The sequence below is a fragment of the Mesorhizobium sp. B2-1-3 genome (genome assembly GCF_006442495.1).
In the GTDB taxonomy this organism is placed as follows: Bacteria; Pseudomonadota; Alphaproteobacteria; order Rhizobiales; family Rhizobiaceae; genus Mesorhizobium.
The window spans coordinates 172,253-185,633 of record NZ_VFWL01000007.1; the positions used below are offsets into that span (position 1 = coordinate 172,253).

General features: G+C 64.9%; 17 protein-coding genes. 8 read left to right on the plus strand and 9 right to left on the minus strand.

What is annotated here, in order from left to right; translation table 11 throughout:
• Nucleotides 1-116 precede the first annotated feature (116 nt).
• Nucleotides 117-1,400 (plus strand): hypothetical protein, encoded by a 1,284-nt coding sequence (locus FJ973_RS14400; RefSeq protein ID WP_140556352.1) that lies wholly within the window; start codon nt 117-119, stop codon nt 1,398-1,400.
• Between the two features lie 127 nt (nt 1,401-1,527).
• Nucleotides 1,528-2,643 carry an ionic transporter gene (locus FJ973_RS14405; protein WP_140556354.1) on the plus strand — a complete coding sequence of 372 codons (1,116 nt, stop codon included), beginning with the start codon at nt 1,528-1,530 and terminating at the stop codon, nt 2,641-2,643.
• Nucleotides 2,644-2,665: 22 nt separating this feature from the next.
• Here FJ973_RS14405 and FJ973_RS14410 read toward each other — a convergent pair whose 3' ends face one another.
• From FJ973_RS14410 to FJ973_RS14425, 4 genes are all read right to left on the minus strand, one after another.
• Complete coding sequence (locus FJ973_RS14410; protein ID WP_140516193.1) at nt 2,666-3,241, minus strand: hypothetical protein; 576 nt, start codon at nt 3,239-3,241, stop codon at nt 2,666-2,668.
• Nucleotides 3,238-3,858, minus strand: coding sequence for a hypothetical protein (locus FJ973_RS14415; protein WP_140556356.1), 621 nt, complete (start codon nt 3,856-3,858; stop codon nt 3,238-3,240). Before FJ973_RS14415 ends, FJ973_RS14410 begins: the two co-directional genes overlap by 4 nt.
• Nucleotides 3,855-4,415, minus strand: a complete 561-nt coding sequence (locus FJ973_RS14420; protein WP_224519033.1) for a hypothetical protein — start codon at nt 4,413-4,415, stop codon at nt 3,855-3,857. The genes FJ973_RS14415 and FJ973_RS14420 overlap by 4 nt, the downstream gene beginning before the upstream one ends.
• A gap of 188 nt (nt 4,416-4,603) precedes the next feature.
• Complete coding sequence (locus tag FJ973_RS14425; protein ID WP_140516189.1) at nt 4,604-4,972, minus strand: hypothetical protein; 369 nt, start codon at nt 4,970-4,972, stop codon at nt 4,604-4,606.
• Nucleotides 4,973-5,145: 173 nt separating this feature from the next.
• Between FJ973_RS14425 and FJ973_RS14430 the strand changes: the two genes are divergently transcribed.
• Complete coding sequence (locus tag FJ973_RS14430) at nt 5,146-5,448, plus strand: hypothetical protein (protein WP_140556357.1); 303 nt, start codon at nt 5,146-5,148, stop codon at nt 5,446-5,448.
• Nucleotides 5,449-5,511: 63 nt separating this feature from the next.
• Here the strand turns inward: FJ973_RS14430 and FJ973_RS14435 are convergent, their stop codons facing one another.
• Nucleotides 5,512-6,216 carry a helix-turn-helix transcriptional regulator gene (locus FJ973_RS14435; protein ID WP_140556464.1) on the minus strand — a complete coding sequence of 235 codons (705 nt, stop codon included), beginning with the start codon at nt 6,214-6,216 and terminating at the stop codon, nt 5,512-5,514.
• A 299-nt stretch (nt 6,217-6,515) separates the two neighbouring features.
• Between FJ973_RS14435 and FJ973_RS31400 the strand changes: the two genes are divergently transcribed.
• Both FJ973_RS31400 and FJ973_RS14445 read left to right on the plus strand, forming a co-directional pair.
• On the plus strand, nt 6,516-6,662 hold the full coding sequence (locus tag FJ973_RS31400; protein WP_224618688.1) for a hypothetical protein: 147 nt from the start codon (nt 6,516-6,518) through the stop codon (nt 6,660-6,662).
• A 128-nt stretch (nt 6,663-6,790) separates the two neighbouring features.
• Nucleotides 6,791-7,375 (plus strand): GcrA cell cycle regulator, encoded by a 585-nt coding sequence (locus tag FJ973_RS14445; protein ID WP_140556359.1) that lies wholly within the window; start codon nt 6,791-6,793, stop codon nt 7,373-7,375.
• Nucleotides 7,376-7,615: 240 nt separating this feature from the next.
• Here the strand turns inward: FJ973_RS14445 and FJ973_RS14450 are convergent, their stop codons facing one another.
• Together FJ973_RS14450 and FJ973_RS14455 are read right to left on the minus strand one after the other, a co-directional pair.
• Nucleotides 7,616-7,918, minus strand: coding sequence for a DUF982 domain-containing protein (locus tag FJ973_RS14450; RefSeq protein WP_181165274.1), 303 nt, complete (start codon nt 7,916-7,918; stop codon nt 7,616-7,618).
• A 98-nt stretch (nt 7,919-8,016) separates the two neighbouring features.
• Nucleotides 8,017-8,298 carry a DUF982 domain-containing protein gene (locus FJ973_RS14455; protein ID WP_140499114.1) on the minus strand — a complete coding sequence of 94 codons (282 nt, stop codon included), beginning with the start codon at nt 8,296-8,298 and terminating at the stop codon, nt 8,017-8,019.
• A gap of 134 nt (nt 8,299-8,432) precedes the next feature.
• Between FJ973_RS14455 and FJ973_RS14460 the strand changes: the two genes are divergently transcribed.
• A complete protein-coding gene (locus tag FJ973_RS14460; RefSeq protein ID WP_140556361.1) occupies nt 8,433-9,029 on the plus strand; it encodes a DUF6456 domain-containing protein in 597 nt (198 codons plus the stop codon).
• A 104-nt stretch (nt 9,030-9,133) separates the two neighbouring features.
• Here the strand turns inward: FJ973_RS14460 and FJ973_RS14465 are convergent, their stop codons facing one another.
• Together FJ973_RS14465 and FJ973_RS14470 are read right to left on the minus strand one after the other, a co-directional pair.
• The gene (locus FJ973_RS14465) at nt 9,134-9,439 is read right to left on the minus strand and encodes a hypothetical protein (RefSeq protein WP_140499110.1); all 306 of its coding nucleotides are present in this window, start codon (nt 9,437-9,439) and stop codon (nt 9,134-9,136) included.
• A 149-nt stretch (nt 9,440-9,588) separates the two neighbouring features.
• The gene (locus tag FJ973_RS14470; RefSeq protein ID WP_140556362.1) at nt 9,589-11,550 is read right to left on the minus strand and encodes an acyltransferase family protein; all 1,962 of its coding nucleotides are present in this window, start codon (nt 11,548-11,550) and stop codon (nt 9,589-9,591) included.
• Nucleotides 11,551-11,810: 260 nt separating this feature from the next.
• Here FJ973_RS14470 and FJ973_RS14475 point away from each other — a divergent pair, with 260 nt between their 5' ends.
• Together FJ973_RS14475 and FJ973_RS14480 are read left to right on the plus strand one after the other, a co-directional pair.
• Nucleotides 11,811-12,695: a dihydrodipicolinate synthase family protein gene (locus FJ973_RS14475; RefSeq protein WP_140556364.1), complete on the plus strand. Its 885-nt coding sequence runs from the start codon at nt 11,811-11,813 to the stop codon at nt 12,693-12,695.
• Between the two features lie 19 nt (nt 12,696-12,714).
• Nucleotides 12,715-13,374 (plus strand): GntR family transcriptional regulator, encoded by a 660-nt coding sequence (locus tag FJ973_RS14480; RefSeq protein ID WP_140499104.1) that lies wholly within the window; start codon nt 12,715-12,717, stop codon nt 13,372-13,374.
• Nucleotides 13,375-13,381: the final 7 nt, after the last annotated feature.

Genomic DNA, 13,381 nt, shown 5'->3' on the forward strand with positions numbered 1-13,381 from the left:
GTCGGAGAAGGGGAAATCGCCGCTCTGCCATAGGCAGGAGAGCTCGCTACCTTTCTTGCAAAACAACCCCCCTTTGCTAGAAGGATTTCGGGCGGGTGGCATTCTGAGAGAACCTCATGTTTGCCGATATCATCAGACCGATCAGCTTGAGTTTTTCGCTGCTGCGGCGGTTCTGGCCGCAGCTCGTCGTGCTGGTGCTGGCCGGTGTTCTGGCCGGCGATCTCTTGCTGCAACTGGCGGCCAAGGTGGCGCTCGCAAATCATTTCGCCGGGCTCGCCATGCTGACGCTGGTGGCACTGGCGCAACTGGTGGTGACGGTGGCGATGTTCCATGTGCTGCGTCCCGGCTTGCCCCATGTGCTGGCCGCGCAGCGTGGCGCGGAAAAGGCCACGGTCGCCGAGGGGCAGGGAACCGCGGACCGGCGCGGTTCGCGGCTGGTGCGCATGATCACCATCGCGCTGTTACCCTTCTTCGCCTACTACGCGGCCTGGGGGTTCCTCGGCGACATCGTGCGGCAATATTCGCGCGAAACGCTCGACCAGGCCGGCTTCGGCCAGAGCGCCAATGTTCTGGACGTGCTGGATTCGCGCTGGCTGCTGGTCTCGGTGGCGGTGTCCTGGCTGGTGCGCCGGCTGGCCAAGTTCATGCAGGCGAAAACGGGCGCCGCCTCGTTCTGGCAGATCGTGGTGGTGATCTGCGAGACCAACTGGATCTTCGTCGGCCTCTACGTCATCAGCCGCTGGAAGGACAGCGCGCTGCAATGGCTGATGAGCCGCAATTTCTGGTCGGTTCTGCAGGCGTCGGCCGACGGGCTGGCGAGCCCGGTGCCGACGGCGACGGCCGCGCCGATGGTGCCGGTCGAGATCACCTCGATCGCGCCCTCGACGATCGCCGTCAACCTGTTCTTCTACATGCTCTTGCCGCTGATCTGGCTGGTGATGGCGGCGCTGATCTATGGCTATGATGTGCGCGACGACACGGCACTGATGCGCGTGCACGGCCGGCTGGAACGCGTCGGCAAGCGCTATGCCGGCCTGCCGAAATTCCTGCGCGATTTCGTCGAGCATTTCGTCGCCGGCTACCGCTCGCGCTATCTGCCGATCGCCAATGGCGTGCGGCTGACGGTGAGTTCCAGCCTCGTATTGCTGTGTACGCTGATCGTCGGCTATCGCCTGCTCGACTGGGGCGCGGCCTGGCTGTGGCTCGGCGCGACGCGGCTGATCGGCCCGCACGAGCTCGACGTCTGGCAGATCCTGTCGCATGGCGTGACGCTGTTGTTCGGCAGCCCGTTCCAGGATTCCTCCACCGGCATCCTGGTCGAGCCGCTGCGCATCTGCTTCCTCGCCGCGGTGCTGGAGACGGCGTTCTCGCTTTCGAAGGGGGGCGGTCGTTCCCGGTAGCGACGGGAACGACCGTAGCGCATCCTTGCCGCGCCTTGCCATGTACGTGCGATGGGGCGAAAGTGCGATCTTTCCTGGTCTCGTAAACAGACCGCCTGTTTGCACTCGCAAGATCGAAGAGAATGGCATGACTTACTTCTTCCGCCGTCGAAGTGAGGCAATGACCTTCGGCCTGCCTGTGGTCTGCTGCGCGCTGGCGTTGATATTGCAATCGAACATAGAGCCGATCGAAGATCGGACGGCGATTGTGGTGATCGTTGCCGGCATATCGATCGTTCTTACCTTGGCAACCGTCTTTGCCGTGTTGCGACATGCGGAGGCGATAGCCCGACGTGTCGGACAGCCGTACGGCACCCTAGTTCTTACCTTGGCTGTAACGACCATCGAAGTGTCGATTATCGTTTCGATGATGCGGCATGGCGCCAACAATCCGACCTTGGCGCGAGAGTCCGTGTTCTCCACGGTCATGATCGTTTGCACCGGCATCGTGGGGCTGTGCCTGACACTTGGCGGGTGGCGGCACCGCCACCAGGACATCCGAAGGCAAGGCACAAGTTCCTTTCTTTCGGTGCTGACCGCGATCACGGTGCTGACGATGGTGCTGCCGAATTATACGCTTGCCACCAGCCCCGGGACATTTTCTCCCACGCAACTGGCCTTCGTCGCGCTGCTGTCGCTCTTGCTCTACGGCAGTTTCGTTTTCGCCCAGAGCTACAGCCAGAAAGAGGACTTCCTGGAGGTGCAGGTGCGTGAAAGCGCTCCGGAAAGCCATTCTCCGCAGGTCCACGGCGTGCCAACGCATTTCGTCTTCCTGCTTCTGGGACTGGTCGGGATCGTCCTGCTGACGGAACGGGTCGCGGCTGGCGTTGAAGATGGCCTTACCTACCTGCAGATCCCGCAATCGGATGCGATCGTCGGCGCGATGATTGCGTTTGTCGTGCTGCTCCCCGAGGCGATCTCCGCCATCAAGGCATCGTGGGGGAATGAGCTCCAGCGCGCATTGAACGTCGCTTTGGGCTCGGCGTGCGCGACCATCGGACTGACGATCCCGGCAGTGGCGGCGGCCAGCCTCATCACCGGAAAGTCGCTCAACCTCGGTCTCGGTCCGAGCGACGTGATTTTGCTGGTTCTGGCCCTTGCGGTGAGTGTCGTAAGTTTCAGTACGGGACGCACGACGGTTCTCACCGGACTTGCTCACCTCGTCGTCTTTGTTGCCTACGTCCTGTTGATCGCCGTGCCGTGACTCCGGACTGCCGGCGCTGTCGCTACTTCGGCGGCCGTTGAAACCGCAGGTACCACGGCCGCCCGCTTCCCAGCCCAATGGCGGGACGGATGGTCTTGATGGCATCCTCCGGCACGATGAAGGTGTCGCCGATGGTGATGACGTCGCCTGTCTTGGCGCCGGAGAAGATCGCCGAGGTGCAGTTCATCACGCCGTCCGGCAGTCTGACGCCCGAAATCATGTCGGGGAGCCAGCGGCGGCCGGCGGCATCGGTCAGCATCAGCCTGCAGCCCAGCCATTGCTTCTGCAGGTCGGGATCGCCGACGGTGACGGAGAAGGTGGCGATGACGGCGAAGGCCTGATCGGGCAAGCGGCCGGCCTTGCCGCCGCGCAGATCCGCCAGCTTCCAGTCGCTGCCGCCGAAGTGCGCGGACTGGCCAAACTCGACATCCCTGGCGATGAGGTCTTCGCCGCCCAGCCATTCGCGCAAGCTGTCATGGCTGGTTTCTGCCAGCGCCAGCGGCAGCAGGATGACAAGCGCCGCCAGGCTGCGCCTGCGCCATTTTTTCTCGACCTGCCGCTCGGCGGCCGGCCCCATGTCGGTCGCGACGGCGCTCATGGCTTGCCCTGCGGTGTCTGGCCCGGAGAAGTCTGGCCCGGTGGTGCATCCAGATCGTATTGCGGCAGGATGCCGGCCGGTTGTCCATCGGCGCCGGCAGACAACCCGTCGAAGCTGATGCGGGCCTGCGCGTCGAGCGCGCCGAATTGGCGTTCCGAGACCAGCAGCCTGGCGCCGCCGATCTGGTCGGGCGGTACTTCGAAGACGAACAGGCCGCGTTTTTGCAAGCCGGGATCGACGCCGTGCGGCGGCATGTCCTGGCGATAGCCCAGCCGCTCCGTCTGGCGGTAGCGCAGACCGGTCGGACCTTGCCAGGTGCCGTCCGCGACCGTGATGGAGGCGTCGGTCGCGGTGAGGCTGGTCGTCACCACCGCCCACACGCCGCTCGTCGTCAAAAGCTTTTGCTGCCCGAACTGGTTGGTCTTCAGCGCGCGGGCAAAGACAACCTCGTCAAGCCGCACGTCGAAGCTGCGTGCCCGCACCGTGTCGTGCATGGCGCCGTCGACCGGGATGGGCGCGGTGAGGTCGGCATAATGCGGCTTGGAAAGCTGCATACCGTAGCTCAGCGCCACGGTGGCGGCGAGAATCGCGAGATTGCCGAGGACCCGCATCTTCATGAGCCGGCTCCCGGCGTGTCCGTTGCCGGCATATCGGCGAGCGGCAAGGTCACGGTGCCGAGACGGTAGGGATTGTACCAGCCGGGCGTGCCGTAGAGATTGTCGCGCGGCTTGAAGATCTCCGCGGTGACGCCGAAGGCGAGCGTCGGCGGCACGGCGGCGTCGCCGGCCAGCGGCCAGACATAGGCCAGGCGCTCGGTCATGCCGGGGTGCAGTTCCGGCGCCAGGGTCGAATCGCGTATCAGGGCGATCATCGGCATCGAGTCCGGCAGGGTGATCCCCTCCGGCTTGAAGACAGCGAAGTAGGCCTTGTTGGATTCGGCCGTGCGGTTGGTCATGTCGGCCTCCAGCACCAGTGCCTTCTGGCCCGGTTTCAGCGGCACGCCATGAATGTCGGCATGGCTGACGTAGGCACGCACCGGTTTGATGCGCCAGCGGCCGGCATCGATGGCGGCATCGGACGGCAGTTGCGGCGGAGGGTGAGCGGGCAGGGCGCCAAAGGCGCCCATGAGGCCGGCCGCCAACAGCGCGGCGATGGTTCCCGCGCCTGCCGTCATCCAGGCCTGGACTCTTGAACGGGCAGTCTTGAACATTCCCTGATATGCACGTCGAACGATCAGCCACCCGCAGGCAATCTAGGAAGAAAACGCGCGGATGGGAACCCGCAAATGGCGGCATTGCCCAGCTCTTCTCGTGGCTGCGTCTCTCTCGTGGCGCGTGGTCGCCGACGGCTTAGCGAGCCCGCCTATGCCGCCTGCAAGGCCCAAATGCGGTGGCCGTAGCGGCGGAAGAAGCGCGCCAGCAGGCGTTGTTGCCTCGCCCTGGCGAGGTCCGCCAGGCGCCGTTCCTGGCGCCAGCGCGGCATGTTGCGCCAGAAGGAGATGAAGCGGGCGGCGTCCTCGATGGCTTCTTGTGCCGATAGCGCCGGGCCGATCGCCGCCAGGAAAAGCGCTTCCGATTGTTTCAGCGCGTCGACGACCACCTTGCGCCTGAAATGGCCGAGGCGCGCCTGGCGGATGCCGTGTTCGCGGATTCTCGCGAAGGCCTCGATGAGAGCGTGACTGTCGCCGCCATAGCCGCAGGCATGAGCGAAATCGGCGGCAAGGGCGTCCATCGTCTCTCCCGGGGTGCTGCACGCGCGCCGACTCGGCTTTGCAAGCCATATAGAAGCATAACTCAAAAATTGGCGAAAGAGAAACTTTTGCGGAGCCCTGAAAGATGCGACTCGACTCTCGTTTCAAAACACAGGAATATGCGAACAAACAAGGAACAAAAAGGCGAGCCGCGATGGCATTGACGGGCAAGGGATCAGTGATTGCGGATGTCGTTTCGATATCGGTCGAATGCGCCGATTGCGGCCGCAACAGGTGGTGGAAGCCCGATCAGCTGCGGCGCTTCGGCGTGACTGGCAATACGCCGCTGGCAGCGCTTTCGGGCCGGCTGGTCTGCTCGGCCTGCCGCGCCGACGGGCTGCCGGGCACGGCGATCCAGATCCGGGCGGCGTTTATCAACGAGCGCCAGCGCGTGCGCAGCGAGGCGCTGATGCTGAGCGAGCGCGAGATGCCGCTGGAGGGATCGGGGCGGGCGTGAGGGTGGCATCGACGCTGGGTTTTGCCTGCTCTCCTTGTGGGAGGAAGAATTGCCCCGTCGCCCTCAATAGCCCAGCAATTCCTTCAACGGAATGACCCGCCAGACCTGCTTGATGGCGTAGCGGTTGAAGGTCAACGTCTTCGGCGGATTGTACTGTTCGACCACCAGTTTGGCGGCGGTGCGCTTGACCAATTTCTTGATGAAGGCCTTGCCGTTGCGTTCGTTCTCTTCCGGGAAGGTTTCGATCACCACGTGATCGCCCGGGACGGCATCGCGGCCGCCGCAATAGATCAGGTCTCCGGGCTCGTAACGGGGTACCATGGAATCCGAGAGCACATGCAGCGCGAACACCTTGGCCAGGTTGCGGATGCCGGGTGGGCGCTGGACGTAGCCGGCGGGCTCGCCGTTGAAGGTGAAATCGCCGTCGTCGCCGCCAACGGCGGCGCCCAGCACCTGGATGTCCATCGGCCCGGCGGGGGGCGGCCCGGCGTCGGTGACGATCTCGGCGTCGTTGACCGGTCCGGCATCGTCGAGGAAAACCACCTCGCCCTTGCCGAGCGCGACCGGGTCGACACGCAGAAAGGCGGCAGTCTTCAGGAGGTTTTCCGTCTTGGGCAGGTTGCGACCGGTTTCCCAATTGCCGACGGCGGCGACGTCGGTGTCGTTGTGCTCGGCGATGTGGCGCATGACCAGGCCGCGCTGCTTGCGCGCCTGGCGGATTGCCGCCCCGACCTTGATCGACAGTTGCGTTTTCACCATGGCGCCCATGTGACCAACAAGCGCTGCTTTCGTCCATGAAAGAATAGCTTGCATAAGTTTTTGAGTTATGCTTATATCCGTTCATGCAAAAGCTCAACCCCTTCCGAGTCGAAAGCGCCCTCAGGCCAGCTTCACGCGAGCCGGCCAGCGCTCATTCCCTTTCGCCCCGGCTGTCCTCCTCCCCGGCCAGGGCGAAGCGTGAGGCTGATTGCCCCGATGCATCAGCCGCACGTCCGGTCCGCCCGTCACCGGCGGCCGGAACGGCCGGAGCCGCCGCTCCCCGCGGCTCCGGCCCCCAATTCAGCGCGGTGCGGATCCGCTCCCTGATCCGCACCGAGGACGGCACCGTGATCCTGCTCGACAGGCTGACGGGCAGGGCGGTTTTCGCACCCGACCGGGTGACGGCAGAGGCGCGGCTGGCGCGCCTCGCCGCGCTGGGCGGCCGGCCGGGCTGAGGCCGCCAATCCAACGGCCGACAGGCCGGATCCAACCCAACAATGCCCACCGCCTGCGGCGGGCCGACACCGATACTCGCCGGCGGCGTCGCGCGCTGCCGCGGCCGCGCAATGGACGGAGACCAGATATGGCACTTTACGGCGACAAGGAATTGCAGGCGATCGCCGGCTGGCTGACGGACGGACTTTCCGCCTCGCGCATCGCGGCTCGGTTCAGCGCGTCGCGAGGCAGCCCGGTGTCGCGCGACGCCATCATCGGCATCGTTCACCGTAACGCCATGCTGAGTTCGATCGGTTTTGCCAACAGCAAGTGCATCGCGGCAGCCGAGAGGGCGAATGACAAGGCCGCCGACCGCGCCGCCAAGGCCGGACGCAAGCGCGTGCCGAAGGATGAAGGTGCGGAACGCCTCGCAGCACGCGAGGCCGGCGTGCTGATGGCGGACGGGCAAGCCTACCGCCTGGAGGTGCCGGTGCCGCAGCGAAGCCCGATCGGCCGCCAGCCGCATGGCGTGGCAATGCGCTTCGTGGACTGCCTGTTCGGCCGCTGCCGCGCTCCGCTCGACCTGGCGCTGGAGCAAAATCCGGAAAACGACGCGCCCGGCGGCCGGCCGGGCGTCCACATGCTGTGCTGCGGTATGCGCACACGGGCGATGAAAAGCTACTGCACCTATCACCAGGCGCGCTTCCACCGGCGTGTCTGCGAGGCGGGGTGAGCTTCTTTCCCCCGTTCTCGGGAGACGATGCCGGCAGGAGGCAACGCCGGTCAGGATTGGGAACACAAGCATGAATTCGGGAGATTGGGTCAGATGCAAGGTATCGAAGCGGTGGCACCGCCCCTCATTGCCCTGCCGGGCATTTCTCCCCGTAAAACGGGGAGAAAGAGACTAGCTGGAACGCTGGCTTTTCTTCTGCAATGGTGGCGATCTGGCGGGAACGGCGGCCACGCAACGCCTTTATTTTGGCAGATCGTGGCCCTGCTTTGGCATTCGCACGCTCATTGCATCAGGCATCGCTGGCCGGCCGTCGTCGCCGGCCAATATACGGGTAACCCGGGCGAAGCCGGTGAACGCTTTCATCGCGTCGGCGTGCGAAATCTGCGCCGCGATGGCTGCGCTGCACGCGTTGAGCGCACTGCGGTAGACGTGACCACGCCGTTCAATCGGCCAGCGCTGCAGGAAGTCGGCTGCCTCAGCGACGCCGTCGATCACCTCGACATGCCCGTCCAGGCATACTTTGAGCGGAGATCCTGTTTTCATGGTGCCCACGGCGGTTACCTTGGCGTTGCGCGCGGCTCGGAAGCCAGCCCCTATCAACGTGCAAGGCGGCGGCGCGGTTGCATCACGTTTCAGCCACCTCACGGGCCCGCGGCGGCGTCGAGCCACTCATGGGCGCGGCTACGCGGCTTCGCCACCAGCAGCCCCTGCTGTCCGGCCGCCTTGGTGAAAGCCTCGAAGGCGACCCGCTGGCGGCAGCTGCCGTCGATGGCGAGCCTGACCAGCCTTGCCGCATCCAGATAGGCGGTGGCCGTCTTGTCAGGCCATTGCCGGCGAAGCGCGGTCGCCGCCTGGGCGATGGAGCCCACCAGCATGGTCTTGTTGTCGCAGAAGCGCAAGGTCACCGGCATGAAAGCGGTCATGGGCATACCTCCTGTTGGTTTGGTGCGGCACAACGCCCAGCCTCGCCGCTGGTTCCGGCGCACGCAGCCAATTTCGCCAGGGATTGCTGCCCCGCCAGCCAGCACCTCAATCCACTCCCCACAAGGACGCAGCCATGAGCAAGAAAGCCGCCAGATCAGCCAAACCGCAGACGCCGAAGCTGCCGAAGGGCGAGGCCGAGCAGGTGCGCATCCGCCGCGAGGTCGGCCATGATTTCGCGTTGCGGGACGATGAGTTCGGCCGCAAGCGGCTCGCAACCGGCACGTCGGAGGCGCGGCGCGTCTATGAGGTGTCCAATGACCGCCATACCTCCACCGGTGGTATCGTGCGGGTGCGCAGCATCGATCCGCTGCTGGGCATCACCTCGCTGTCGCGCCAGCAGCGCGAAGCCGGTCTGCGCTACCGCGAGGATTTCCGCGCCAGCCAGCAGGCTGATATCAAGCCGATGCGCTGGAGCGAACGCGTCGACGGCGACAGGACAAGCGGCGGCATCACCGACAGCGTGCTCAATGCCGGACGGTCGCACGCCGCAGCGACCCGCGCGCTCGGCCATTGGGAAGTGGTCGACGTGGTGCGGAAGATCGTGTGCCTGGAGCAGTCGGTCAGAGGCGTGGCGGGAGAGATGAGCGAGGGCAGGGACGTGGCGGCAAAGCTGTTGAGAATCGGGCTCGATCTGCTGGCGATGCACTACGGGATGATGATGCGAAAATAGTAGCCGGATGACAGGCGCAGCGCGCACGGCAGTGGCGCCATTCCTGGGCATGGGCTGGGCACGACAATCCGGCCGGCGCGATGCCGGCCGGATTGGTTGTCAGGTCAACGCCTGCAGACGCGGACTCTCTCGATGACCCGATGGTGATGACGCCAGTGTTTGATCACCTCGGTGTGGCAGCGACGATGACCGTAATAACGCGGACGGTAGCTCTCGTCATACATGCTGTAGCGGCGATAGTAGCCGTCATCGTCGGAATAATCGCGATAGTGGTGACGATATCTGGGAACATAATAATCGTCGTCATAGCCGTTGCCGATGCCAAGCGTGATGCTGGCGGCATTTGCCGGGGCGATCACGGCCACCGCCGAAGCGACGGCAATCACGGATGCGAGCAAGAGTTTCTTCATGGCAACCTCCTCTTTAAGGCTCATCTAATAAACGCTGCCCTCGCGGCCCTGTTCCCATAAAGCCGGTAAACCAATGTTTCGTGCCCGCGCGCGCTGTGAGGGGGCGGCGCCTTGGCAGCGCGCCTTTGAAGAAGGGACGTTAACCCCTTCTAAAACAGCGCCTTCTCCAGCGGCTTCTCCAGCGTCTCGGCGAAAGCGGTCGCCAGATGGTGGCGGTCGCGGAAGGCGATCTTGCCGCCGATGAAGACATGGCAGGTGGTCTGGTTGCAGAACTGGTCGGTCATATCGACATAGCGGGCGTTCGGAATGCTGCGCACGACGTCGCGCTCCACCGCGGCCATGGCGTCGTTGGCGGCATAGGCGCGCGTCTGATCACAGAGCGAGGGCGTGTCGCCGCGCCACAGCGCACGCGCCACGCAGGTGTCGACCTGCTCGTCGTTGAAGGGCACGTCGCGAATGAAGGCGACTTTCAGCCCGGCCTTGCTGAACGTCTCCAGTGTTGAACGCAGGCCAGTCTTCCACTCCGCGTCCTGACTGTCGGGCTCATCCTTGCCGGCGGCCATCTTGCGCGAACTGGTCAGGGCTATTTCCGAGATCACCACCAGGGCCGGCCTCAGCGCCAGGATCTCCTTGATCGACTGCTCGCGCCACTGGTCGCATTCGGCGTAGTCGCGCTTCAGCTTGCTCGACCATGTCGACAGCCGGGACGCCCGGCACGAGGATTTGAGCCAGGTAACCACCCGGTAATCGCGCTTTTCGGCCGCCTCGATCAGCGGCGTCGACCAGTGGTCGGCATGTGAATCGCCAAACAAGGCGATCGTGCCTTTCGCATCCTTGGCGCCAAACACGCAGGGCTTCGGGGTGATGGTCTCGTAGTCGAGCACGCAGCCGCCCCTGGCGCGCGCGGTGGATGGACGCGCCGCACTTTGGGCGATGACGCGCTGCTCCGGATCGAGTTCGTGAACGGCAAACTTGGCATTGGCGTAGGCCGCGACCACGCCGGCGCCGGTCAGCAGCGCCGCGGGCACGAGCGCGCGGGCGGCGCTTGCCATCAGCCAGCCGTTGCGGCGCACGGGGTTTTCGATGACGTGATAGGTGAAGATGGAGAGCATCAGCGTCAGTGCCAGGCAGGCAAACCTGTCCAGCCCGGAAAGCTCCGCGGTGACCATTCCCGCATAGACGATGACCGGCCAGTGCCAGAGATAGAGCGAATAGGAGAGCCTGCCGATCCATTGCATGGGCTGCAGCGACAGGACAGCCGTGGGGCCGGCGGCCAGCTTGCCACCCGTTTGGCGCTCGCCTGCCCCGCCGACCAGCAGCAGCACCGTGCCGACGACCGGCAGCAGCGCCAGCAGGCCGGGGAAGGGCAGCGCCTCGTCCAGCAGCAGATAGGCGGGCACGATCAGCGCCAGGCCGAGCCAGCCTTGCGCGGCGCGCAGCCGCGGGTGGTGCTGGAGGAAATTTGCCGGCACCGTCGTGGCAAGCCCGCCGGCGGCGAACTCCCAGGCCCTCAGCGGCGAGAAATAGAAAGCCCAGGGCGGCGAAACGCTGGTCAGCCAGGCGCAGGCCACGAACGACACCAGGCCGGTGACGCCGATGACCACGATCGCCGCGCGCCGTCCCGGCCGCAGCCATGCGGCGAGAACAAGCAGCGCCGGCCATGCGAGGTAGAACTGCTCCTCCACCGACAGCGACCAGAAATGGATGAAGGGGTTGTTGGCGGCATCGGAGGCGAAATAGTCGAACGACCAGCGGATCAGCCACAGATTGATCATATAGGCCGAGGCAAACATCGCGCCCTTCGAATAGAGCGCCTGTTCCTCCGGCGACAGGATGAAGGCGCCGGCGAGTAGCGTGGCGAGGATGACGAACAGCGAGGCCGGCAGCAACCGCCGGGCGCGGCGGGCATAGAAGCGCCACAGGTTCAGCCGGCCGCTCTCGCCGATCTCCTGCAAAAGGTGTCTTGTGATGAGATAGCCGGAGATGACGAAGAAGATGTCGACCCCGGCAAAGCCGCCGGGCAGGGCTGTGAGGCCGAAATGATAGGCGACGACACCTGCTACCGCCAGTGCGCGCATTCCCTCGATATCGGGTCGGAACGATGCTGCCACGACAAATCCTTCGTGCAAGCCCAACCCGCGGCCATTGTCGGCCGGGGTGGATCGTATCGCAATGCAACAAATCTTTCGCAACGCAACATGGCAGGAAAAAGGAAAAACGGCACAAACGGCCTGACGGCGAGGCGGGCATGGATAGCGCCTGCACCGGAAGCATCACAACTTCTGTTTCCGTAAATGGCATCCGCCCTATTTACGACTAACATGTTAGCGTGATAGCACTACCTGCGAACTGCTCTTTTGGAGGCTCGCTGGTGACATCGCGTTTTGGTCTTTCGGTTGCTCTGGCCACGCCTTTCGATGCGTCGGGGCAAATCCTCATTCCACCCATGGTGGCGTGGGCCCGAAGCTGCCTGGCGCAGGGCTGCACCAGTGTGACGCTTTTCGGCACCACCGGGGAGGGCGCTTCGGTCGGCACCGGGGAGCGGCGGGCCGTCACCGAGGCGATGCTGGCGGCCGGCATCGCGCCGCATCAGCTTGTCGCAGGCGTGCTGGTCGATGCGGCCGAGGATGCAGCCGAGCAGGCTCGCCATGCCTTGCAGCGCGGCGCCCGCAACATCCTCCTTGCCCCTCCCAGCTATTTCAAGAATATCGGCGACGATGGCCTTTTCGGCTGGTTTTCCGCTGTCTTTGCCGCTCTCGGTCCGCTGGCCCGCGGCGTGCTGCTCTACAACATCCCCTCGGTCACCACGGTGCAGCTTTCGCTGGGGCTGATCGGCCGGCTGCGCCAGGCGTTTCCGGACGTGGTCGCCGGCGTCAAGGATTCCGGCGGCGACTGGGCCTATAGCGAGGCGCTGCTCGGCGCCCATGGCGATCTGGTGATCCTGATCGGCGACGAGCGGCATCTGGCGCGGGCGGTCAGGATCGGTGGCCAGGGCGCGATTTCGGGCATGGCCAATTTCGCCGCTGGCGAGGTCCTCGCCATGGCCGAGAAAGGGCACGACGACGTGCGCGTCGAGCGTTTCGTGCTCGAGTTGCTCAAGCACCCGGTCCTTCCGGCGGTCAAGGTGATGGTGGCGCGCAAGACCGGCGACGAGCGCTGGCTGGCGGTGCGGCCGCCGCTCGAGCCGATCGCGGCGCCGGAGCGCCAGCAGCTTGGCGCTGCCTACGACACTCTTTTCGCGGCCGCGGCGGCCTGACGGGGAAGGAAGCACTGAAATGGCCAATGGCGGCGACCAGACAAATCTGCGGGAGCAGGCCTATGCCAGCTTCACGCGGCATTTGCTGGCCCGCGACCTCAAGCCGGGCCAGTTCGTGTCGCAGCGCGAACTCGTCGCGTTCACCGGCCTGCCGCTCGGCGCCATCCGCGAGATCGTGCCGCGCCTGGAAGCCGAGGGGTTGTTGACGACGATCCCGCAGCGCGGCATGCAGATTGCGCATATCGACATCAGCCTGATCCGCGAGGCCTTCCAGTTCCGCCTGTTCATGGAGCGCGAGGCGGTGGCGCTGTTCACCGTCAGCGCCTCCGACGACGAACTCGCGCGCTTGCGCCGCGAGCATGAGGACATGCTGGCGCAGGCGCTGGCGCAGACCCCGACGCCGGAGATGGAGGCCAGGGCTCAGACCATCGACTGGGCCATGCACGATACTTTCATCGATGCGCTCGGCAACGAGATCATTGCCAAGGCCTATCTGGTCAATTCGGTGAAGATCCGCCTGATCCACCAGGAACGGTTCCGCATCGACGGGCGCGTGGTGCCGGTGATGCGCGAGCATCTGAGCGTGATCGAAGCCCTCGAAAGCCGCAATCCACAAAAGGCGGTCGAGGCGATCAGCCAGCATATCGACAATGCGCGCCGGCTGGCGCTCCATATCTGAGGAAGCA